The sequence below is a fragment of the Aquicoccus porphyridii genome (genome assembly GCF_008369105.1).
Lineage (GTDB): Bacteria > Pseudomonadota > Alphaproteobacteria > Rhodobacterales > Rhodobacteraceae > Aquicoccus > Aquicoccus porphyridii.
The window spans coordinates 106,247-129,288 of the sequence record NZ_VINQ01000005.1; the positions used below are offsets into that span (position 1 = coordinate 106,247).

General features: G+C 64.8%; 18 protein-coding genes and 1 tRNA gene. 13 read left to right on the forward strand and 6 right to left on the reverse strand.

Translation table 11 applies throughout. The features are described 5' to 3' along the window. Window positions 1-51: 51 nt before the first annotated feature. Genes FLO80_RS09250 through maiA form a run of 3 tightly spaced genes read right to left on the reverse strand, consistent with a single transcriptional unit; the run spans window position 52 to window position 2,867 of the window. Entirely contained in the window at window positions 52-1,086 is a 1,035-nt protein-coding gene (locus tag FLO80_RS09250) for a TRAP transporter substrate-binding protein (protein WP_111366166.1), read from the reverse strand. Window positions 1,087-1,132: 46 nt separating this feature from the next. After that, window positions 1,133-2,170, reverse strand: coding sequence for a TRAP transporter substrate-binding protein (locus FLO80_RS09255; protein WP_111366164.1), 1,038 nt, complete (start codon window positions 2,168-2,170; stop codon window positions 1,133-1,135). 49 nt (window positions 2,171-2,219) lie between these two features. After that, entirely contained in the window at window positions 2,220-2,867 is a 648-nt protein-coding gene (gene maiA, locus FLO80_RS09260; RefSeq protein WP_188078251.1) for a maleylacetoacetate isomerase, read from the reverse strand. Between the two features lie 283 nt (window positions 2,868-3,150). On the opposite strand from maiA, the gene FLO80_RS09265 reads away from it, so the two are divergent. Then, the gene (locus tag FLO80_RS09265) at window positions 3,151-4,155 is read left to right on the forward strand and encodes an efflux RND transporter periplasmic adaptor subunit (protein WP_246156625.1); all 1,005 of its coding nucleotides are present in this window, start codon (window positions 3,151-3,153) and stop codon (window positions 4,153-4,155) included. Between the two features lies 1 nt (window position 4,156). Further along, window positions 4,157-7,375: an efflux RND transporter permease subunit gene (locus tag FLO80_RS09270; protein ID WP_111366162.1), complete on the forward strand. Its 3,219-nt coding sequence runs from the start codon at window positions 4,157-4,159 to the stop codon at window positions 7,373-7,375. 39 nt (window positions 7,376-7,414) lie between these two features. Here the strand turns inward: FLO80_RS09270 and FLO80_RS09275 are convergent, their stop codons facing one another. After that, a complete protein-coding gene (locus FLO80_RS09275) occupies window positions 7,415-8,185 on the reverse strand; it encodes a GntR family transcriptional regulator (protein ID WP_188078252.1) in 771 nt (256 codons plus the stop codon). 206 nt (window positions 8,186-8,391) lie between these two features. Between FLO80_RS09275 and FLO80_RS09280 the strand changes: the two genes are divergently transcribed. The 7 genes from FLO80_RS09280 (at window position 8,392) to FLO80_RS09310 (ending at window position 18,971) form a co-directional block, all read left to right on the forward strand. Next, on the forward strand, window positions 8,392-9,978 hold the full coding sequence (locus FLO80_RS09280; RefSeq protein WP_111366157.1) for an ABC transporter substrate-binding protein: 1,587 nt from the start codon (window positions 8,392-8,394) through the stop codon (window positions 9,976-9,978). Between the two features lie 94 nt (window positions 9,979-10,072). Further along, window positions 10,073-10,993 carry an ABC transporter permease gene (locus FLO80_RS09285; RefSeq protein ID WP_111366154.1) on the forward strand — a complete coding sequence of 307 codons (921 nt, stop codon included), beginning with the start codon at window positions 10,073-10,075 and terminating at the stop codon, window positions 10,991-10,993. Beyond that, window positions 10,983-11,867: an ABC transporter permease gene (locus tag FLO80_RS09290; RefSeq protein WP_149187067.1), complete on the forward strand. Its 885-nt coding sequence runs from the start codon at window positions 10,983-10,985 to the stop codon at window positions 11,865-11,867. Before FLO80_RS09285 ends, FLO80_RS09290 begins: the two co-directional genes overlap by 11 nt. Then, window positions 11,864-12,913, forward strand: coding sequence for an ABC transporter ATP-binding protein (locus FLO80_RS09295; protein WP_246156626.1), 1,050 nt, complete (start codon window positions 11,864-11,866; stop codon window positions 12,911-12,913). Before FLO80_RS09290 ends, FLO80_RS09295 begins: the two co-directional genes overlap by 4 nt. Then, on the forward strand, window positions 12,903-13,898 hold the full coding sequence (locus FLO80_RS09300; RefSeq protein ID WP_111366149.1) for an ABC transporter ATP-binding protein: 996 nt from the start codon (window positions 12,903-12,905) through the stop codon (window positions 13,896-13,898). The genes FLO80_RS09295 and FLO80_RS09300 overlap by 11 nt, the downstream gene beginning before the upstream one ends. Continuing rightward, complete coding sequence (locus FLO80_RS09305; RefSeq protein WP_246156627.1) at window positions 13,895-15,619, forward strand: AMP-binding protein; 1,725 nt, start codon at window positions 13,895-13,897, stop codon at window positions 15,617-15,619. The genes FLO80_RS09300 and FLO80_RS09305 overlap by 4 nt, the downstream gene beginning before the upstream one ends. A 22-nt stretch (window positions 15,620-15,641) precedes the next feature. Beyond that, complete coding sequence (locus FLO80_RS09310) at window positions 15,642-18,971, forward strand: carboxyl transferase domain-containing protein (RefSeq protein ID WP_111366147.1); 3,330 nt, start codon at window positions 15,642-15,644, stop codon at window positions 18,969-18,971. A gap of 79 nt (window positions 18,972-19,050) precedes the next feature. Here the strand turns inward: FLO80_RS09310 and FLO80_RS09315 are convergent, their stop codons facing one another. Further along, window positions 19,051-20,151: an MFS transporter gene (locus FLO80_RS09315; protein WP_246156628.1), complete on the reverse strand. Its 1,101-nt coding sequence runs from the start codon at window positions 20,149-20,151 to the stop codon at window positions 19,051-19,053. Between the two features lie 115 nt (window positions 20,152-20,266). On the opposite strand from FLO80_RS09315, the gene FLO80_RS09320 reads away from it, so the two are divergent. Further along, the gene (locus FLO80_RS09320; protein WP_111366142.1) at window positions 20,267-20,782 is read left to right on the forward strand and encodes an Lrp/AsnC family transcriptional regulator; all 516 of its coding nucleotides are present in this window, start codon (window positions 20,267-20,269) and stop codon (window positions 20,780-20,782) included. Window positions 20,783-20,876: 94 nt separating this feature from the next. On the opposite strand, the gene FLO80_RS09325 is transcribed toward FLO80_RS09320, so the two are convergent. Then, window positions 20,877-20,951: transfer RNA gene (locus tag FLO80_RS09325), tRNA-Thr, on the reverse strand. A gap of 89 nt (window positions 20,952-21,040) precedes the next feature. Here FLO80_RS09325 and FLO80_RS09330 point away from each other — a divergent pair. From FLO80_RS09330 to FLO80_RS09340, 3 genes are read left to right on the forward strand one after another with little or no spacing between them, the layout of a single operon-like run. Beyond that, complete coding sequence (locus tag FLO80_RS09330) at window positions 21,041-21,220, forward strand: hypothetical protein (protein WP_111366139.1); 180 nt, start codon at window positions 21,041-21,043, stop codon at window positions 21,218-21,220. A 3-nt stretch (window positions 21,221-21,223) separates the two neighbouring features. After that, window positions 21,224-22,492, forward strand: a complete 1,269-nt coding sequence (gene murA, locus FLO80_RS09335; RefSeq protein WP_111366136.1) for a UDP-N-acetylglucosamine 1-carboxyvinyltransferase — start codon at window positions 21,224-21,226, stop codon at window positions 22,490-22,492. After that, window positions 22,489-22,959: a DUF2948 family protein gene (locus FLO80_RS09340; protein ID WP_111366133.1), complete on the forward strand. Its 471-nt coding sequence runs from the start codon at window positions 22,489-22,491 to the stop codon at window positions 22,957-22,959. The genes murA and FLO80_RS09340 overlap by 4 nt, the downstream gene beginning before the upstream one ends. The last annotated feature ends 83 nt before the right edge of the window (window positions 22,960-23,042 follow it).

Here is a 23,042-nt window from a genome sequence, read left to right on the forward strand (position 1 = left end):
TACCCGTGGCTGCGGCGCGCATGCACCCCGCGGCCACGGCTTCTTTATATCTTACTTGGTGTTTTCCGCGATCAACGCCTTGGCCTGATCGACCAGCGCCTGCCCGTCAAATCCAAGCTCGTCCATCTCTGCGATCCATTCGGCCTCGATTCCGGCGGCGGCATCTTTCCACTCCTGCACCTCATCGGCGCTCAAGGTTATGATGTTGTTACCGCGTTCGACCGCAACCGCGCGCGACGGCGCATCGGCCCCCGCCATCAGCTTGCCCGCCAGCGCCGAGAAATCCTCGCCCGACTGGCTGTCGATCGCCGCCTTGAGATCGTCCGGCAGGCTCTCGTACTTCTCCTTGTTCATCGCGAAAACGAAAGCAGTGGTATAGAGCGATTCATCACCGAACTCGGTGTGATTGTTCACCAGCTCGGGCACTTTGAGCGCCCCGGTCACTTCCCACGGGATCACCGCCGCACCGATCACGCCTTTCGACAGCGCCTCGGGCACCGCGGGCACCGGCATGCCGATCGGTGTTGCCCCCAACGCGGTGAACAGCTTGTTGGCCACGCGGGTCGGCGCCCGCAGCTTCACCCCGTTGAGATCGCTCACCGAACGGATCGGCTCCTTCGAATGAATGAGCCCCGGCCCGTGCACCCAGACCGCCAGGACCTTCACGTCCTTGAAGTCCTTGTCCATCATGTTGGCCTCGGCATATTGCCAGTAGGCCCGGCTGGTATCCTCGGCATTGGTCATGATGAACGGCAGTTCGAACACTTCCGATTGCGGGAACCGCCCCGGCGTATAGCCCAGCACCGTCCAGGTGATATCGGCCACGCCATCGGTCACCTGCCCGTAAAGCTCGGGCGGCTTGCCCCCGAGTTGCATCGACGGGTAGTGGTCGATCTTGATCTTTCCGCCCGAAGCCTCCTCGACACGTTCGGCCCAGGGCTCGAGCACCAGTTTCGGCACGTTGGCTTGCGCGGGCAGGAACTGGTGCATCTTCAGCGTCACCTCTTGCGCCATAGCACTCGTTCCCATGCCTGCAGCCATCGCTGCGCTGGCCGCAAGACTCATCAGTTTACGTTTCGTGATCATTCCGACATCTCCCCTTGTCAGTTGGTCGTATCATTCCAGTAGCGCGTCATTGACCGTCATAGGCATCCATCAGCGACCGCGCTTCGTCGATTAGCGCCTGTCCGTCGATTCCGTTGCCTTCGACATCCGCAATCCATTGCTCATAGACCGGTCGGGCAAGCGCTTCCCAGGTTTTCGCGTCTTCGGCGCTGATCGTGATGATGTTATTGCCGCGATCTACCGCGACCTGCCGCGCGGGGCCGTCCATGTCCTGCATCACGCCGCCCGCGAAGATCGAGAATTCGAGACCCGAATTGGCGTCGATCACCGCCTTGAGATCATCCGGCAGGCTCTCGTATTTCGCCTTGTTCATCGCCATGACGAAAGTCAGGTCATAAATCGCCGGGCCTTCGAACTCGGTATGATTGTTCACCAGCTCGGGCACCTTGAGCGCGCCGGTCACCTCCCACGGAATCGTCGTGCCGTCGAGAACCCCTTTCGACAGACCCTCGGGGATCGCCGTCACCGGCATCCCGATCGGCGTCGCACCCAGAAGCTCGAGCAGCTGGTTCACCATGCGCGACCCACCGCGAATTTTCATCCCGTTGAGGTCGGACGGCTCCTCCACCGGTCGCTTGGTGTGCAGCATCCCCGGCCCGTGTACCCAGGTGCCCAGCACTTTGACATCGCGGAAATCCGTATCCTTCATGTGCGTCTCGAACATCTGCCAATAGGCCGACGAAGCCGCACGCGCGTCGCTCACCATGAAGGGCAATTCGAACACCTCGGTGCGCGGGAACCGGCCCGGGGTGAACCCGTTGACCGCCCAGACGATGTCGGCCACCCCGTCCGTCACCTGATCAATCAACTCAGGCGGCTTGCCCCCCAGCGCCATGGCCGGAAAGCGGTCGATCTTGATCCGTCCGTCCGAATCCGCCTCGACCTTGTCGGCCCAGACATCGAGCACCAGTTTCGGCACATTGGCCTGCGGCGGCAGGAACTGGTGCAGCTTGAGCGTCACCTCCTGCGCCTGTGCGGCGAGCGCGCCACCCGTGATCATCGCGGCGGCCATCGCCCCGCGCATCAAACCCTTCATGAAACTCATCTTGGCTCCTCCCTGTAAACGTGGCGTTGGCCCGTCCGGCCCTTCCCGGTCAGGCTTCGAAATCCGGCTGGTTCTTCGGATGCGCGCCTTCGAACTCCGGCAACGCGGCGCAATTGTCATAGATTTCCCGAACACGCGTCAGCCCACTGATATCAACGTTGAACCGCTCGGCAGAAAAAACCTGCGGGACAAGGCATATATCGGCCAAACCCGGCGTTTCGCCAAAACAAAACCGCGTGTCGCCGGCTTGTTTCTGCAGCAATCCCTCACAGGCAGCCAGACCATCGCCCAGCCACTGCGCCAGCCAGGCGTTCTTCTGATCCTCGCTCGCACCCAACTCCCCGGTCAGATACTTGAGCACCCGCAGATTCTGAAGCGGATGGATCTCGCAGGCGATCACCTGTGCAAAACCCCGCTCCTGCGCCCGCGTCAACGGGTCACGCGACAAAAGCGGCGGCTCGGGATGGGTTTCGTCCAACCATTCGATGATGGCCAGCGACTGGATCAGCGTTGTGCCCTCACCGGTTTCCAGCGCCGGAACCAGTTTCTGCGGGTTCAACGCCCGAAAATCCTCGCCGGTTTGCGCCCCGCTTTTCAAATGGACCGGGCGGAAATCATAATCGATTCCCTTGATATTGAACGCAATCCGGCACCGGTAGGATGACGAGCTGCGGAAGTATCCATGAAATGTCAGCATGTTACGCCATCCTCCCCCTGTACGCATCTTGCTTGGCATCCCGCGCATGGCTCCTCTCCTGCGCCAGATTTAGTAAGCATGCATAATGTTTTCATCCCGGCTTGTAAACGCCAAGTCATTTGCAAGACTGCTCAAGATCTAGCAAGGATGCCTCACCAACAGGACCGATGCTACGTCAATAGCCAAAAACCGACCGGACGGTCAAGCAATCAGGGGTGGGGTTGTAATATATAATAAAAATCGCATATGTTCTCCGGCACGCTCAAATTCAGGGACTGATCACATGCGCATGACCCTTTTCGTCTCCATTCTGGCACTCATACTCCCCGGCTTGGCCACGGCCGAAGCCGAACACACGGCCCGCCTGACCACCGTGATCGAATGGAAGGCCGTTTTCGGCAAGGTCGAGGCGCGCGACAACGTCCCCGCGCGCTCGCGAATCGGCGGCACCATGGTCGAGATCACCGTTACCGAAGGCACGTCGGTGACCGAAGGGCAGCAAATCGGCCGGATCGACGATGCCAAGCTCGCGTTGCAACTCGACTCGGTCGAGGCCCAGATCGACGCGCTCCGCTCGCAACTCGAAAACGCCCAGACCGAACTCACCCGCGGCGAAGACCTGCTGGCCCGCGGCGTCACCACCGCCCAACGGCTCGACGCGCTGCGCACCCAGGTCGATGTGCTGACCAACCAGATCGAAGCGACCGCGGCCGAGAAACGCGTCATCGCCCAGCAGGCCGCCGAGGGCGCGGTGCTCGCACCGATTTCGGGCCGCGTGCTCAACGTCCCCCTGACCCAGGGGTCGGTCGTGATGCCCGGCGAGGTGGTGGCCATGATCGGCGGCGGCGGATTCTTCCTGCGCCTTGCCGTGCCTGAACGCCATGCCAGCTTCCTGCGTGAAGGCGCCGACATCCAGATCGGCAACGATGATGCCGCCAGCACCGGGCGCCTGGCCAAGGTCTATCCGCAGATCGAGAATGGCCGCGTCATCGCCGATGTCGAGGTCGAGGGCATGGATGCCCGCTATGTCGATGCCCGCGTGCTCGTCCGCCTGCCAGTGGGCGAAACCCGTGCCCTGCTCATCCCCGCCGATCTAGTCACCACCCGGATGGGGCTCGATTTCGTGACCGTGCAACAAGGCGATCAAACCGCGCTGCGCGTCATCGTTCCGGGCGAGCATCACCGGATCGACGGTGTGGACATGGTCGAGGTGCTATCGGGCCTTGAAGACGGCGAAACACTCGTCCCTTCCGCACCCGTGACCTACACCCCCAGCGAGGGCCATTGAGATGAGCGATCAACCCGAAAGCAAACCTCTCGGCATTGCCGGGGGCCTCACCCGCGCCTTCATCCGCTCACCACTCACGCCGCTGATGATCCTCGCCGCGCTGGCCGTGGGGCTTGTCGCGCTGGTCTCGCTCCCGCGCGAGGAAGAGCCGCAGATCTCCGTGCCGCTGGTCGATATCCACATCGAGGCCCCCGGCCTGCGCGCCGAGGACGCGGTGAAACTCGTGACCGAACCGATGGAAACCATCGTCCAGGGCATCAACGGCGTGGAACATGTCTATTCCCAGTCGATGGACGATTACGCAATGGTCACGGCGCGCTTTCTGGTCGGCACCTCGTCCGACGCGGCGATCCTGCGCGTGCATGACAAGATCCGCGCCAACATGGACCGCATCCCCGTCGGCATCGACGAACCGCTGATCGTCGGGCGCGGCATCGACGACGTGGCCATCGTCGCGCTTACCCTTTCGGCGAAACCCGGCGAAACCGGGGTCAACGCCAATGACATCACCCGCATCGCCCGCGAATTGCAGGTCGAACTGGCCAAGACCGACAATGTCGGCCTCACCTATCTCGTTGGCGACAGCCCCGAGGCGATCCGCATCGCCCCCGATCCCGAGCGCCTTGCGCTCTATGGCGTCACCCTGCAACAGCTTGCTGGCAAGGTGCAGATGGCGAACAAGGCATTCTCGACCGGCTTCATCCGCGATCAGGGCGAACAGATTTCGCTCGTCGCGGGCCAGACGCTGCGCGCGCCCGCCGAGATCGGCAACCTGCTGCTCACCTCACGCGACAACCGCCCCGTCTATGTCCGCGACGTGGCCGATATCTCCTATGTGCCCGACACTTCGGACAAGCTGGTGGCGAATGTCATCAAGGACGCCGACGGCACCATCCACCGCACCCCCGCCGTGACACTGGCCATCGCCAAGCGCGCGGGCGCCAACGCGGTGGTCGTGGCCGAGAATATCCTCGACCGCGTCGAGATGCTCGAACCCGATCTGATCCCCTCGACGATCGCGCTCGAAATCACCCGCAACTATGGCGAAACCGCCGACGAAAAGGCCAACGAACTTCTGTTTCACCTTGGCCTCGCCACCGTCTCGATCGTGTTCCTCGTGCTGCTCGCCATCGGTTGGCGTGAAAGCATCGTCGTGGCGGTGGTGATCCCCGTCACCATCCTGCTCACCCTCTTCGCGGCATGGATCATGGGGTATACGCTCAACCGCGTGTCGCTCTTCGCGCTGATCTTCTCGATCGGGATTCTGGTCGATGACGCCATCGTGGTGATCGAGAACATCGCCCGCCACTGGGCGATGAAGGACAAGGCCAGCCGCGTCGAAAAGGCGATCCGCGCCGTGGCCGAGGTGGGCAACCCCACCATCGTCGCCACGCTCACCGTGGTTGCCGCACTCCTGCCCATGCTCTTCGTCTCGGGCCTCATGGGTCCCTACATGTCGCCCATCCCCGCGAATGCTTCCGCCGCGATGATCTTTTCCTTCTTTGTCGCAGTGATGATCACCCCTTGGCTGATGGTCAAATTCGCAAGCTCCGCCGATATGTCCGCCCATGCCGAAGACGGCAGCGAGGGCCACCACGGCGGCATGCTCGGCCGGATCTACACAATCGTCGCCAGGCCCATCCTCAAGACCCGCGCAGGCGCGCTCACCTTCCTGTTGGTGACCGCCGCCGCCTCCTTCGGCTCGCTGGGCCTGCTCTATACCAAGGACGTGACAGTCAAGCTGCTGCCCTTCGACAACAAGTCCGAGCTTTCGGTCGTGATCGACCTGCCCGAAGGCGCCAGCATTGAGGCCACCGATGCCGTGGCGCAGGCGGTCGCATCCGAGGTGCTGCAACTCCCCGAGGTGATCTCGACCCAGACCCATGCAGGTGCCGCGGCGCCGTTCAATTTCAACGGGCTGGTGCGGCACTATTACCTGCGCAACCAGCCCCAGATGGGCGACGTGCAGATCAACCTCGCGGCCAAACACCATCGCGACCGCTCCAGCCACGACATCGCGCTCGAAATCCGCGAACGTATCCTTGCACTCGACATCCCCGAAGGCACCACGCTCAAGACGGTCGAACCGCCCCCCGGCCCGCCGGTCATCGCCACCCTTCTCGCCGAGATCTACGGCCCCGACGCCGACACAAGACGCGAGGTGGCGGGCAAGGTCCGCGAAGCCTTCGAATCGGTGCCCTTCATCGTCGACGTCGATGACAGTTTCGGGGTGCAGCCGCGCCGGATGCGGGCGACCATCTCGACCGACCAGCTCGAATTCCACCAGGTCCAGGAACAGGACGTGTTCGACACGCTCGCCATCCTCAACGGTGGCATGACCGTGGGCTATTCCCACCGCGAGGACGGCCGCCGCCCGATCCCGATCCGGGTCGAGCGTGACAAGTCCGACCGCGTCCTTGACGAACGGTTCCTCTCCACCCCGATCCCGGCCAATGTCCTGCCCGGCGCGCGCGGCGTGGTCGAACTGGGCGACGTGATCGAGATCCGCGAGGAACACGCCTCGCACCCGATCTTCCGCCACAACGGACGCTATGCCGAAATGGTCATGGCCGAACTCGCCGGCGATTTCGAGGCGCCGCTCTATGGCATGCTGGCCGTGTCCGACGCGCTTGACGCGATGGAATGGGATGAAGGCACCAAACCCACGATCCGCCTCAATGGCCAGCCCGAGGATGACCGCGCCGTCACCCTGCTTTGGGATGGTGAGTGGGAGGTGACATGGATCACCTTCCGCGACATGGGCGCGGCCTTTGCCGTGGCGCTTCTCGGCATCTACATCCTTGTCGTCGCGCAATTCGGCAGTTTCCGCCTGCCGCTGGTGATCCTTACACCGATCCCGCTCACCTTCCTCGGGATCATGGTCGGGCACTGGCTCTTCGCGGCACCCTTCTCGGCCACCTCGATGATCGGTTTCATCGCGCTGGCCGGGATCATCGTGCGCAACTCGATCCTGCTTGTCGATTTCATCCGCCACGAAGGCGGCCCCGATACACCACTCATCGACACGCTGCTCGCGGCGGGGGCGATCCGGTTCAAGCCGATCCTGCTCACCGCCATCGCCGCGATGATCGGCGCCACGGTGATCCTCGCCGACCCGATCTTCCAGGGCCTCGCGATCTCGCTCCTGTTCGGGCTGCTGAGTTCGACCCTGCTCACCGTGCTGGTGATCCCCGCAATCTACCGCGTGTTCAAAGCCTGATCCCGAATCCGGGCCGCCGCACGGGTGGCCCGGCCCCGATCAGGACCCGGACGATCTGAAACGCGACAGATCGTTGTGCAACACCCGGCGCGGGTCGGTCTCCTCATCCCCTTCGCCCGGCTTCAGAACCTTCAACGCCTCGTCCCGGCACTGGAAGATCAGTTCCTGCATGGTGCGATCCGCCGCCTCGGCATCCCGCGCCGTGACATGGGTCAGCACCTCGCGCCAGATCTCGGCATTCTCGCGCCGCCGCTCGGGGGTTCTGAAATCGACATGGAATTCGCGCCAGAGCAGTGCCCAGATGATGTCATTGGCGTTGCTCATCATCGTGCGTTGCAGAATGGCACTGTCCGAACAGCGCGCAAGCGCCGTTCCGATCCGCCCCGATGTCAGGGCAAAACGCAGCGGCTTGCAGGTCTCGTCGCGCGCCAGAGCCTCCAGCGCCTCGACCCGCCGGGTCAGCTCGGCCAGCGCGGGCGGCGTCCACATCAGTGCTGCATACCGTGCGCTGAACCCCGAAAGGGTGGCGTGAATGTTGAGCGCATCCGCCAGCGTCTCGGTGTCGAACCCCCCGACCACCGCACCGCGCCGCGGATAGAAATCCGCCAGCCCGCGATTCGTCAGGATACGGATCGCGTCGCGGATCGGTCCGCGGCTGACATTGTAGAACCCGGCCAGATCCGCCTCGACCAGCCGATCACCATTGCGGAATTCACCCGCCATGATCCGACGTGTCAGGTCATCGGAAATCCGCTCCGGCAGGTCGCGATGCCCGCGCCAAGCCAGCGGGTCTCCGCTCGAATCACTCATCGCCGTGCGACGGAAAGACGCTTTGGTTTTCATACTCTTCTCACCCTTCGCTCCTGACGCTACACCTTAACACTATGTAATAAAAGTAAATATTTATAAATTGCAGACAATTGACCATTAACTGATTTTCGTCCTACGCTCCCCCCAAGGTCGGCACACGGAGAGAGGACTGCGTTCCGGCCGTCACGTATCAGGAGGAGAATACGATGTCGCGTATCCGTTTGGGCGCAAGCGCAGTGGCCCTGTCCTGCGTCATACTGGGAGGAGTGTCGGCCCCGGCCCTTGCCGAACAGTCGGGCCGGATCAACGTCGCGCTGGGCGCGGAATCCACCACCATGGATCCGGCCCGATATTCCGCCGGTGTCGATCAGTATTACGTCGGCACCATGTTCGAGATGCTGCTCAAGCCGATGCCCGACGGGACCATCGCGAACTGGCTCGCCGAAAGCTGGTCGATCGACGAGACCAACCCCGACAAGCCGATCATCGACGTGCATATCCGTCCCGGGGTCACGTTCCACAACGGCGATCCCCTGACCGCTGCGGATTTCGAATTCTCCTATCAGCGCCAGTCTGATCCCAATGTGTCGCGCTGGTCGCATTACCAGTCCAATGTCGAACGTTTCGAAATCGTGGACGACCTCCATTTCCGGCTGCATTTCAAACAGCCGGATTCTTCCTATGTCGCAAACTACCTGCAACTCTGGGCAATGCCGAAGGATTATTTCCAAGAGGTGGGCGATGAGGCATTCGGCCGTCACCCGATCGGCACCGGCCCCTGGAAATTCGTCTCGCGCCGGGTGAAAGAGGAACTCCTGCTCGAAGCGCACGACGATTACTGGAACGAGGAGCATCGCCCCGAGGCCAAGGAGCTGCGGATCAGGATCATCCCCGAGGATCTGACCCGCGTCGCCGCGCTCCAGACCGGCGAGGTCGACTGGATCGACGCGGTGCCGCCCGCCATGCTCGAAGACATCAAGTCGCTCGACGGCATCGCCACGGCCACCATGCCCGCGGGCAACCACCTGTTCCTCGACATGGACACCATCCCCGAAGGCCCGCTCCAGAACGTCAAGGTGCGTCAGGCCATCGCGCATGGCGTCGACATGGACGCGATCATCGAGTCGGTCCTGTTCGGCCAGGGGCAGCGATATGCACAGGTGGCCGAGGGCGCAACCGGCTACAACCCCGATCTCGAACCCTATGACTACGACCCCGCCAAGGCGATGCAGCTTCTGGCCGAGGCCGGATACCCGCAGGGTTTCGACATCGATTGCTACAACCTGATCACCCCGCGCGAACCCAATATCAAGGAAATGGGCGAGGCGATGTTCGCCTATCTCGGCACGATCGGCGTGCGCTGCAAGGTGGTCAACATGGAATACGGTGCCTGGATCAACCTCGGCCGCCGCGACGAACAGACCGAACAGCTCAACGGCGGCCTGATCTCGTGGATGTGGGGCCAGGGCGTTCCCGGCGATCCCGCCATCGCCTGGGGTGGCCATCTGCACAGCTATGAACCCGGCAAGGGCTGGGGCAGCTATTCCCATGTCGATGACCCCGAATTCGATCGCATGATCGAGGACGCGGCCAAGATCATGGAGCCCGAGGCCCGCACCGCCGCCCTGCGCGAGATCGGGGCACGCAAGCATGAACTGGTGCTGGGTGGTCTGACCACCTATCAGCCGCTGGTTACCATGGCCTGGAACGATGCCAAGGTCAGTTACACGCCTTGGCCCTATCCCGGCTTCTGGCGCAACTTCCAGGAAATCGGGCTGAAATCGGCCGACTAGGTTTCTCCCCCAACTGCCGCCCGTGCCGCCCATTGGGCAGCGGGCGGCTTTCTTGTCCCAAGACCCAGACACCCATGATCGGGAACCCGCATTCATGACCCAGTTCGTTCTGAGACGAGTCCTGCAAGGGCTGTTCAGCATTCTTGGCGCATCGCTCATCATCTTCGTCATCACCCGCCTCAGCGGTGATCCCGTCGTCCTGATGCTCCCCCCCGAAGCGCCCGAGGCGCTGGTCCAGCAGATGCGCGAAAGGCTTGGCCTGCATCTTCCGGTCTGGCAGCAATATCTCGTTTTCCTCGGCGACGCGCTGACAGGCGATTTCGGCACGTCCTACCGCTGGGACATGCCGGTGCGCGACCTCATCTTCGAACGTCTGCCCGCCACGATCTATCTCGCGTCGGCGGCGCTGGCCTTCTCGCTCGTCCTGTCGATCCCCTTCGGCGTGATCAGCGCCGTGCGCCGCGGCTCGTGGTTCGACCGCTTTGCCAAGACGGTGGCGATGCTCGGCCAGGCGATGCCGAATTTCTGGGTCGGCCTGCTCCTGATCCTGGTCTTCTCCATCCATCTCGAATGGATGCCCGCCTTCGGCGCCGACACGCCCGCGCATGTGATCATGCCCGCCATCGCACTGGGCTGGTATCCGGTCGCCGCGCAGACCCGTATCGTGCGCTCGGCCATGCTCGACGTGCTCGAGAGCGATTACATCCGCATGGGTCGCTCGGTCGGCGTGCCCGAGGGCGTGCTGGTCTGGAAATACGCCTTCCGCAATGCCGCCGTGCCGCTGGTCACGATGATGGGTGTCTATTTCGCCTCGATGCTGGGCGGCGCCTTCGTCGTCGAGGTGGTGTTTGCCTGGCCCGGTCTGGGCCGCACCGTGGTCGAGGCCCTCTTTGCCCGCGATTTCCCTGTGGTGCAGGCCGGGGTGCTCTTTGCCGCCATCATGTTCGTCATCGCCAACCTGCTCGTGGATCTGTCCTACGGGCTGATCGACCCGAGGATTCGCCATGACCGCTGAAACCACAAGACTCCCCGATCACGGCATCGGCGCGCAGCTTCGCAGCCTCTTCGGAGACGGTTTTCCGTGGATATCGGCCGGAATCCTCGTCGGGGTCATTCTGCTGGCCATGGTCGGCCCCATGGTCTCACCCTGGCAGCCGGGCGCGCTCGACCTGCGCTCGGCCTTCCAGCCACCGGTCTGGGCCGGGGGCGCGTGGTCGCACCCGCTCGGCACCGACAATCTCGGTCGCGATATCTTCAGCCGGATCATCGCCGGAACCCGGGTGTCGGTCATCGTCGCCTTCTGGGCGATCCTGCTCTCGGGTGCGATCGGCACCATCATCGGCATGATCGCGGGCTATTTCGGCGGCTGGGCCGACACGATCATCATGCGGCTCGTCGACATGCAGCTTTCGATCCCGCCGCTGGCGCTGGCGCTGATCCTCGCGGCGGTGCTCGACCCCGGGCTTCAGGCGGTGGTGATCGTCATCACCGTCACCTACTGGAGCTGGTATGCGCGCATCGTGCGCGGTGAAGTCCTCTCGCTGCGCGAACGCGAATACGTCGCGCTGGCCCGGATCGCGGGCTGCGGCCCGCTCACCATCTTCGCGCGCCACCTTGCTCCCAATATCGTCAACACGCTGTTGGTTCTGGCCACGCTCCAGGTCGGGCAGGTCATCATCTTCGAGGCCTCGCTCAGCTTCCTCGGCCTCGGCATCCAGAGCCCCGACATCTCCTGGGGTGTCATGCTGGCCGACGCGCGCGGCTACATCACCAACGCCTGGTGGGCGATCACCATGCCGGGCGTGGCGATCATGCTGACCTGTCTCGCGTCGAACCTGTTCGGCGACTGGCTGCGTGACGTGCTCGATCCCAAGAGGAAACAGCTATGACCGAGATGTCCCCCATGGATCACGCCCCCGCAGACCAATCCCGCACCGACCAGCCCCCGGTGCTCGACGTGCGCCACCTCGTCACCGAATTGCGGCTCAGGCGCGGCGCGCTGCGCCCTGTCGACGGGGTGAGTTTCAGGGTCGGGCGCGGCGAAACCCTCGGCATCGTCGGCGAAAGCGGCTCGGGCAAGTCGATGACCTGCCTTTCGCTCCTGCGGCTCCTGCCCCGCCCCGGTGGCCGGATCGCCGCGGGCGAGGTGCTCGTCGCCGGCACCGACCTGACCAAGCTCAGCGAGAAAGAGCTGGCCCGCGACTGGCGCGGGCGGCGCATCTCGATGGTGACACAAGACCCGATGTCCTCGCTCAACCCGGTCTACACCGTTGGCGATCAGGTCGGCGCGCCGCTGCGCTATCACGGTCTTGCCCACAGCCGCGCCGAGGCCCGCGCCCGCGCCGCCGATGCGCTGGGCCGGGTGCGCATCCCCTCGCCCGAGGCCCGGCTCGACGATTTCCCGCACCAGTTCTCGGGCGGGATGCGCCAGCGCGTCGTTTCGGCCATGGCCATCGCCTGTGCGCCCGAAGTGATGATCGCCGACGAACCGACATCGAGCCTCGATGTCACGATCCAAGTCAAGATGATGGACCTCTACAAGCAGATCCAGGAGGAAACCGGCGTCGCCATCGTGCTGATCACCCATGACATGGGTGTCGCCGCCTCGATCTGCGACCGGATCGCGGTGATGTATGCCGGGCGGATCGTCGAACAGGGCCCGGCGCGCGAAATCTTCCGCAACCCGGCGCATCCCTATACCCGCGCCCTGCTCAACGCGATCCCGAAACTGGGCGAAAAGAGCAAGCGGCTCTACGCGCTCGGTGGCCAGCCGCCCTCGCTACTCGACATGCCGGGCGGCTGCCGCTTCGCCCCGCGCTGCACGCTGGCCGATGCGAAATGCCTCGCCGCCTATCCCGGCGACAGCGATCTCGGCTCGGGCCACCGCGCCGCCTGCTGGCGCCTTTCCGAGGAAGGAGCCCCCGATGCTGCTTGAAGCCCGCGACCTCAAGAAACACTACCCCACCCGCAACGGCGTGGTGAAGGCGGTCGATGGCGTCTCCTTCACCCTGGAACCGGGCAAGACATTTGCCCTCGTCGGCGAAAGCGGCTGTGGCAAAAGCACGATGGCCAAACTGATGCTGCTGCTCGAACGGCCTACTTCGGGCGCCGTGGTCTATGACGGGCAAGAGGTGACGGCGATGCGCGGCCGCGCCCTGCGCCGGTTCCGGCGCGACGTGCAGGCGGTGTTTCAAGACCCCTATGCCTCGCTCAACCCGCGGCTCCGCGTCGGCAAGATCATTGCCGAACCGATGATGGCGCAGGGCGATCTCGACCGCGGCGCGATCCGCAAGCGGGTGGCCGAGGCGCTCGACGTCGTCGGCCTGCAACCCGACGCGGCCCGGCTCTACCCGCATGAGTTCTCCGGCGGTCAGCGCCAGCGTATCGCGGTCGCCCGGGCGCTTGCGGTGCGCCCCAAGGTCGTGATCCTCGACGAGCCCACCTCGGCGCTCGATGTCTCGATCCGCGCACAGATCCTCAACCTTCTCTCCGACATCCAGGACGAATACGGCCTCTCCTACCTGATCATCGCCCACGACCTCGCGCTGGTCGAACATTTCAGCGACGTCACCGGCGTCATGTATCTGGGCAACATGGTCGAACAGGGGCCGACCGCGTCGATCTTCGACACCCCGTCGCATCCCTATACCCAGGCGCTGCTCGCCTCGGCGCCGCGCCCTGATCCCGATCACCACCTGCCCACCGATGTCATCATCGGCGAAATCGGATCGGCGCTCGCGGTGCCCTCGGGCTGCCCGTTCCATCCGCGCTGCCCGAAACGCTTTGCCCCCTGCGACAGCGAAAACCCCGAGCGCCGGGCCACCGCGCCCGGCACCTGGGCGCGCTGCCATCTGCTTCATGGCCCGGACACGGCACCCGGCCACCCCGAATTGCACCTCTCCGAAAGGACCAGATCATGACCCAGACCATGGCTTCGACGGCCACCCCTGCCAGCGAAGAAGACTATCTTGCCACCGTGCGCGCCGCACAGGCCGCCAACTGGCCACGCGACATCCCCACCGATCCGGTCTATCCCCATGGCGAGGTCGGCATCACCGATTACCTGCGCAAATGGGCCGAAACCCAGCCCGACAAGGTGTTCTACAATTTCTACGGCGGCACCATCACCTACGGCGAACTCGACCACCTCAGCGACCGCTTCGCCGCGCGTCTGGCCGCCGACGGGGTGGCGCCGGGCGACCGGGTGGCGGTGTTCATGGGCAATTGCCCGCAATTTGCCATCGCCTTCTTCGGCATCCTCAAGGCCGGTGCCGTGCATGTGCCGGTGAACCCGATGTTCCGCGAACATGAACTCGTCTACGAGATGAACGACGCGGGCGCCACGGTCATGGTCGCCGCCGACATGCTGGTGCCGCTGGTCAACTCGGTGCGCGACCGGATCACCCTGAACACCCTCTATGCCACCGGCATGGCCGACTGGGTTCCCGAAACCCCCGCCTTCCACTGCCCGCCCAGCATCGTCTCGGACCCGTCCAAGGCCGAAGGCGCCGAGGATTTCATGGCAGCCATCGAAAGCTGCGACGCGCCGGTGCCGCAGATCCCCACGGATCTCGATGCGGTCGCGGCGCTCAATTATACGGGCGGCACCACCGGCATGCCCAAGGGTTGCGTCCATACCCAGCGCCACATGATCTATACCGCCGCCACCACCTGCGGCATCGGCACACGCACCGGTCCGGGCGACATGTCGGTCTGTTTCCACCCGCTGTTCTGGATCGCGGGCGAGGACATGGGCCTGCTCTTTCCCGCCTTCGCCGGGTCGACCTGCATCCTGATGGGGCGCTGGGATGCGGTCACCTTCATGTCGGCGGTCGACCGGATGAAACCCAACCAGGCCGGGATGCTGGTCGATAACGCGGTCGAGGTGATGAACCACCCCGAGGTGGGCCAATACGACCTGACCTCGCTCGAAAAGACCCGGGTTTCCTCCTTCGTCAAGAAGCTGAACCGCGAGTACCGCGCGCGCTGGAAGGAGTTGACCGGCGCAACCATGGCCGAGGCGGCATGGGGCATGACCGAAACCCACACCTGCGACACCTTCACCACGGGTTACCAGGACGACAACTGGGATCTCGATCAACAGCCCGTTTTCGTCGGCATGGCCTGCCCGGGCACCGATTTCAAGATCTGCGATTTCGAGACCGGCGCGCTCCTGCCGCTGGGCGAAGAGGGCGAAATCTGTGTCCGCTCGCCCTCGCTCCTGACCTCGTACTGGAACAAACCCGAGGCGACGGCGGACTCGATCCGCGGCGGCTGGCTGCATACCGGCGATATCGGCGTGCTCGACGAGATGGGGCTTCTGCACTTCCTCGGGCGCCGCAAGGAGATGCTCAAGGTCAAGGGCATGTCGGTCTTCCCGGCCGAGCTCGAGGCGATGCTGGGCCGCCATCCGGCGATCATCGGCTCGGGCGTCGTCGGGCGACCCGACCCCGACAAGGGCCAGGTGCCCGTCGCCTTCGTCACCCTCGCCCCCGGCGCCGCGACAACCGCCGCCGAGATCGAAGGCTGGTGCGCAAGGGAAATGGCCGTCTACAAATGCCCCGAGGTCCGGATCGTCGCGGAACTGCCGATGACCGCCACGGGGAAGGTGAAAAAGGAAGAACTGGCCCAGTTGCTCTGAAGGCCGATACGCGGGAACCGACATGACAGATGAAGTGAAAAAGATCCTGATCGCGAATCGGGGAGAGATCGCCCTGCGGCTGGCCGGGGCCGTCGCGGAACTGGGAATGGAGGCCGTCGCCGTCTATTCCCAGGACGATGCCGAGGCGCTTCATGTGCGCCGCGCGGGCGACTCCATCGCCCTCGAAGGCAACGGCGCACGCGCCTATCTCGACATTGGCGGCATCATCGACGCCGCCCGCCGGGCCGGGGCCTTCGCCATCCACCCGGGCTATGGTTTCCTCAGTGAAAGCGCCGAATTCGCCCGCGCCGTGGCCGAGGCTGGCCTCGTTTTCATCGGCCCTTCGCCCGAGGCTCTGGACGAGTTGGGCGACAAGACCCGCGCCCGGCGCCTCGCCCGGCGCGTCGGCGCCCCGGTCAATCCCGGCCTCGACAGCGCCAGCGATCTCTCCGGGCTGCGGGCCTTCCTCGAAACGCTCGACGGTGCGCCCATCGTGCTCAAGGCACTGGCCGGGGGCGGCGGGCGCGGCATGCGCATCGTCCGCGACGCCACCCAGCTCGAACAGGCCTTCACCGAGGCCAGCACCGAAGCCGAGGCCGCCTTCGGCAATGCCGCGATCTATGCCGAACGCTTCCTCGAAGAGGCCCGCCATATCGAAGTGCAGGTTCTGGGCGACGGCACCGACGCCGTGCATCTCTGGGACCGCGATTGCACCCTTCAGCGCCGCTATCAGAAACTCGTCGAAATCGCCCCCGCCCCGGCGCTCGATCCTGACCTGCGCCAACGCCTGCTCGACAGCGCCGTGGCCATGGCCCGCGCCGTGGGCTATCGCGGGCTCGGCACCTTTGAATACCTCGTCGCCCGCGACGGCACGCTGGCCTTCATCGAGGCCAACCCAAGGCTTCAGGTCGAACATACCGTCACCGAGGAAATCACCGGCACCGATCTGGTGGTGGCGCAGATCCGCGTCGCGCTCGGCGCAAGCCTTGCCGATCTCGGCCTCACGCAGGACCGCGTGCCCGCCCCGCATGGCCACGCCGTGCAATTGCGCGTGAACATGGAACGGATGACCGCCGATGGCGGCGCTCTACCCATGGGCGGGCGCATCACCGTCTACGAGGCGCCGGGCGGCCCCGGCGTGCGGGTCGATGGCGCGGGATATGCCGGGCTTACCCCCTCACCCGCCTTCGACAGCCTGCTGGCCAAGCTGATCGTGCACAGCCCCGGCACGCTCGACGATGCCATTGCCCGGGCGCGCCGCGCGCTGGGTGGCTTTCGCATCGAAGGGGTGGAAACCAACATCCCCTATCTCATGGCGCTGCTCGACCTGCCCGAACTGGCACACGGCACCGCCCACACGCGCCTGACCGAGGAACGTGCAGCCGCCCTCTTTGACGCCGCCTCCGCCATGCCCGCCCCGGCCACGACAACCCCGCCCTGCACCGCCTCGAACGACCCGCTGGCGGTTCTGGCCTATGGCAAGTCCGGCGCGGCACCCGACAGGCGACCGGCCCCCGAAACCCTCGGCGACGGGGTGGTGACGGCACCGATGCAAGGGACCATCCTGTCGGTCACGTCCGAACCGGGCGCGCCGGTGCCATCCGGCGGCGGGGTGATCGTGATGGAGGCCATGAAGATGCAGCACACCATCCGCACCGAAACCGCCGGCCGACTGCGCGAGGTTTTCGTGTCCCCCGGCGATACCGTCTTTCCCGGCGATGCGCTCTTCGCGCTCGATCACGACGCCGATCTCGAAGGCACGGTGCAGGAAGAAACCCAGATCGACCCCGACCATATCCGCCCCGACCTGGCCGAACTGCTCGACCGCCGCGCCCTCACGCGCGACGAGGCCCGCCCCGAGGCCATCGCCAAGCGCCACGCCAAGGGCAAGCGCAGCGCCCGCGAGAACATCGCCGATCTCTGCGACGACGAGAGCTTTGCCGAATACGGCGATCTGGTGATCGCCGCCCAGCGCTCGCGGCGCGGCCTCGACGACCTGATCCGCAACACCCCCGCCGACGGGCTGATCACCGGCATGGGCCAGGTCAATGCCGACCTCTTCGGCGCGGATCGCTCGCGTTGCGGTATCCTGCATTACGACTACACGGTTCTCGCCGGCACACAGGGCAAGATGAACCACAACAAGACCGACCGCATGCTGCACGTGATCGAGCGCAACCGCACGCCGCTCGTGTTCTTCTGCGAAGGCGGCGGCGGGCGACCCGGCGACGTCGATGTGCAATCCATCTCGGGGCTGCATGTGCTGACCTTCAACATGCATGCCCGGCTCTCGGGGCTGGTGCCGATGGTCGGCATCGGCTCGGGGCGCTGCTTTGCGGGCAATGCCGCGCTGCTGGGCTGTTGCGACGTGGTGATCGCCACCCGCGACGCCACCATCGGCATGGGCGGCCCCGCCATGATCGAAGGCGGCGGGCTGGGCACCTACCGCCCCGAGGAAGTCGGCCCCAGCGATGTGCAATCCGCCAATGGCGTCATCGACATCCTGGTCGAGGACGAGGCCGAAGCCGTCGCCACGGCGCGCAAATACCTCTCCTATTTCCAGGGTCCGGTGCGCGACTGGCAGGCCCCCGATGCACGGCTTTTGCGCCATGTAGTGCCGGAAAACCGGATGGAGGCCTATGACGTCCATGCCGCCATCGACGGCATTGCCGATATCGACTCGGTGCTCGAGCTGCGGGCCGATTTCGCCCCCGGCATGGTCACCGCCCTGATCCGCGTCGCCGGGCGCCCGCTGGGCGTGGTTGCCAACAACCCGCACCACATGGCCGGGGCGATCGACACGCCCGGCGCCGACAAGGCCGCGCGCTTTCTCCAGCTTTGCGATGCCCATGACCTGCCGGTGATGTTCCTCTGTGACACGCCCGGCATGATGGTCGGCCCCGAGATCGAGAAAACCGCGCTGGTCCGCCACTGTTCGCGGCTCTTCGTGATCGGTGCCAATATCGAGGTTCCCACCTTCACTTTCGTCCTGCGCAAGGCCTATGGCCTTGGCGCACAGGCGATGGCCGGCGGTTCATTCCGGGCACCCAATTTCGTGGTCTCATGGCCCACCGGCGAATTTGGCGGCATGGGGCTCGAAGGAGCGGTGAAACTGGGCTACCGCAAGGAGCTTGAGGCGGTCGAAGACCCCAACGAGCGCAAGGAACTCTATGACACGATGGTTGCGCGTATGTATGAGCGCGGCAAGGCGATCAACACCGCCTCGATGTTCGAAATCGATTCCGTGATCGACCCTGCCGAATCCCGTGACTGGATACTGACAGCCCTCGAATCCGCCCCCGTACCGGCCCCCCGGACGGGCAAGAAACGCCCATGGGTCGACACCTGGTAAGCGACCCCGGCCCATCCACCGCCCCCGGCTCACCCTGCTTGCATCGGTTTGCCGCGGGCGGTTTTCGCCGCAACACGCTTCAAACAACCTTCCAGCTGAACGCCGCACCGACGAGAACGAACATGGCGGCAAGCCCGGATACTGCCGTAAAACCCGCCCCCGCATAGACCGGCCCCATGATGATCGGCCCGGCAAAGACCGCCGAATAGGTCACGGCACTGTTCAGGCCCATCACGGCGCCGCGCGCCGCGGCCGCACGCCGGTTCAGCGATACGACCAACGCATTCAGCCCAAGCTGATTGAGAATGCCCCAGATCGCGGCCCCGGCAAAGGCCGCCCGGGGGTCAACCAGGGCAAAGCGCCAGCAGCCATAACTGCCCGCGATGCCGAACAGCACCAGCAGGATATAGCCGCGCGTGATCTTCGGCGCGACAAGCCCAAGCCCGATCCCGGCCAGGCCGAACCCGAGCCCATAGGCCAGCACGAAGAGACCGGTGCCCTGCGCCGAAAGACCGAAGGCATTGCGCATGCCCTCGCCGAAGAAGGCGAAACTGCCGTAGAACGCCGTCATGTAGGCAAACATCACCACAAGCAGCAACGCCACCCCCGGCAATCGCACCGCGCGCCATGGCGGAGTCCGTGTCGTGGTGGTGCCCGGCGTATCGGGCAGCGCCAGGATGAGCCCAAGACTGACCGGCACCGACAGCAAGGCCAACAGCATATATACCGCGCGCCATCCAAGCCATTCGGTCACGACCGCCGCCAGCGGCACGGCCAGCACAAGGGACAAGGCCCAGCCCGTCAGCACGAGGCCAAGACGCGCCGCCTCGCGCCCCTCGGACGCGGTTGACGCCGCCGTTGCGTAGGTGCCGGGCAGAAGGATGCCGACCGCCACCCCCGCAAGCGCCTGCGACAGGCAGAGCCAGAGCCAGCCCTGGCTCAACCCGCTCGACACCTGCGCCAGCGCCAACAGCAGCGCGGCACCCCCCAGCACGCGCCCGGCGGGCAACCGGTCGATCAGTCCGGAAAACGTCAGCGCGGAGACCATCGTCGCCGCCCCGAACGCCGAGATCGCCCAGGCGATCCGGAACGGGTCTGTTGCCAGCCCGTCGGCCACTTCCGACAGGATCGGGCTGAGGACAAAGGCATTCGACCCGACAAGCAGGACCGCAGCAAGCAAAGCAAGAGTTTGAATGTTCCGATTGAGATTCGGCATATGTTCTGTTTCATGATATGACATACGGGTATCTGGCGCATGCCGCCCTCAACACGCAACCGAAATCAAAGGCCATGCAATGAAAACGAAAGCCATTCGGCAAGGCACCCCGCATCCCTCCGGTCTCGACCGGACTGACCGAATCCTGTTAAGGCTGCTGGCCGAACGGGCAGACAGATCCTATGCCGAGCTTTCGGCACTGGTCCATCTGTCGCCTCCGGCCGTGCATGAACGGGTCAAGCGCCTGCGCCGCGACGGCGTCATTCAGGGCACGGTCGCCAGGCTCGATGGCAGGAAGATCGGCTGTCCGCTTCTCGCCTTCATCCACGTCGCGACCGAAGGCTGGGGGATGACGAGACCCGTGCTCGAGTTGAAAGCGCTGGCCGATGTGGAGGAGATCCACACCGTCACCGGTGATACCTGCCTGATCCTCAAGGTCCGCAGCTCCGGCCCTGAAAGCCTGGAGAACCTGCTTTCACGTATTCAGGAGATCAAAGGCGTGCGTTCAACCCAGAGCTATGTCGCGCTCGGCACCTATCTTGAACGCGGCCCGATGCCGGAAGTCCCCGAACGCTTGTCCGACGGCGATGACTGAATGACCGCGCGCGGAACCGCCCTCACTGCGCGTTTCACAAAGACCCGGTTCGCTCTCGATGGAAAAAACATCGTCGAAAAAGGGTGGGAAAAAATGGTGCTGCTGGACAGGATTGAACTGTCGACCTCTCCCTTACCAAGGGAGTGCTCTACCACTGAGCTACAGCAGCGCCTTTTGCGTGGGCGGTGGTTAAACGCAAATCCGCCTGCGCGCAAGGCCATTCTGGACTGTTTTTCGCCCCTCCTTTATGAGGTTCCCATGACAGGCAGAACCACCCCTCCCAAAGGCCCGGCACAGGGCACCCGCAAAGACCGGCTCAAGGTCGCGCTCAAGGCCAACATGGCCCGGCGCAAGGCCCAGGCCCGGGCGCGGGCCGATACGGATAACGGGAAAACGGCGGGCGAAACACAGGCACCAGACAAGAGCGAGGGCAACTGACCCATGGACCAGATCATCGTAACCGGCAACGGCGAACTCAGCGGCGAGATTCCGATCGCCGGGGCCAAGAACGCCTGCCTTGCCCTGATGCCCGCAACGCTTCTGTCCGAGGAACCGCTGACGCTGACCAACGCGCCGCGGCTCTCGGACATCAAGACCATGACCGAGCTTCTGCAAAGCCTCGGCGCCGAAGTCACCTCGCTTCAGGACGGGCAGGTTCTGGCGATGTCCTCGCATGATCTGACCAGCCACGTTGCCGATTACGACATCGTGCGCAAGATGCGTGCCTCGAACCTCGTTCTGGGGCCGATGCTGGCGCGGCTGGGCCACGCGGTCGTGTCGCTGCCCGGCGGCTGCGCCATCGGCGCGCGGCCGATGGACCTGCACATCCACGGGCTCGAGGCGCTTGGCGCCGAGATCGAACTGCGCGACGGCTATCTCCATGCCAAGGCACCGCAGGGGCTCAAGGGGGCCACGGTGGAATTTTCCTTCGCCTCGGTCGGGGCCACCGAAAACGTGCTCATGGCCGCGACGCTGGCCAAGGGAACCACGGTTCTCAAGAACGCCGCCCGCGAGCCGGAAATCGTCGATCTTGCCACCTGCCTGCGCAAGATGGGCGCACGGATCGAGGGCGACGGCACCTCGGAAATCACCATCGAAGGGGTGGACCGGCTCTCGGGTGCGACCCACCCGGTCGTGGCCGACCGGATCGAACTCGGGACCTACATGCTCGCTCCGGCCATCGCCGGGGGCACGGTCGAATGCCTCGGCGGGCGGCTCGACCTTGTCGGCGCCTTCGTCGAGAAACTCGACGCCGCGGGCATTGGCGTCGAGGAAACCGAACGCGGGCTCAAGGTCGCGCGCCGCAATGGCCGCATCCGCGCGGTGGATGTGACCACCGAACCCTTCCCCGGCTTCCCCACCGATCTCCAGGCCCAGATGATGGCGCTCCTGTGCACCGCCGAGGGCACCAGCGTGCTCGAGGAAAAGATCTTTGAAAACCGGTTCATGCACGCCCCCGAACTGGTGCGCATGGGTGCGAAGATCGACGTGCATGGCGGCACCGCCACCGTGACCGGCGTTGACCGGCTCAAGGGCGCGCCGGTCATGGCCACCGACCTGCGTGCCAGCGTCTCGCTCATCCTCGCGGGGCTTGCGGCCGAGGGCGAAACCGTGCTGAGCCGCGTCTATCATCTCGATCGCGGCTATGAACAACTGGTGCGAAAGCTCAAAGGCGTGGGCGCCAGGATCGAAAGGATCAAAGGCCAATGACAGACGCACGCTTCGAAGACGGCCACGAATCCCCGCTCAATCTCGGTGCGCTCGATGCCGAGGATCTCAGGGTCATCTCGGCGCTGGCGCAGGACGCGGTCTTCCCGGCCAGCGAAATGCGCTGGCAGGCGCGACAGCACCGCTTTGCCCTGCTGCTCAACCGGTTCCGCTGGGAAGACGCGGGGCGCGACCGCCACGCGCCGGAACGCGTGCAATCGGTGCTGGCCTTCGACAACGTGTTGCGCGTCGCCAGTCAAGGGCTGGACCGGCGCGACCCCGACACCATCCTCTCGCTGCTTTCGGTCGATTGGGAACCGGGTGCCGACGTGACTGGCACCGTGCTCCTCACGCTTGCGGGCGACGGCGCGATCCGGCTCGAATGCGAGGCGCTCGAAGCGCGGTTGCGCGATGTCACCCGCCCCTACCGCGCACCCTCGAAACGCGCGCCCCAGCATCCCGACGCCTGATCCGCGCCGCCGCACCTTGTCGCATCCTTGCGCGTGCATCGAGGGTGCGCCTGTGAGTATTTTTTCCAAGAAAGAGACCCATG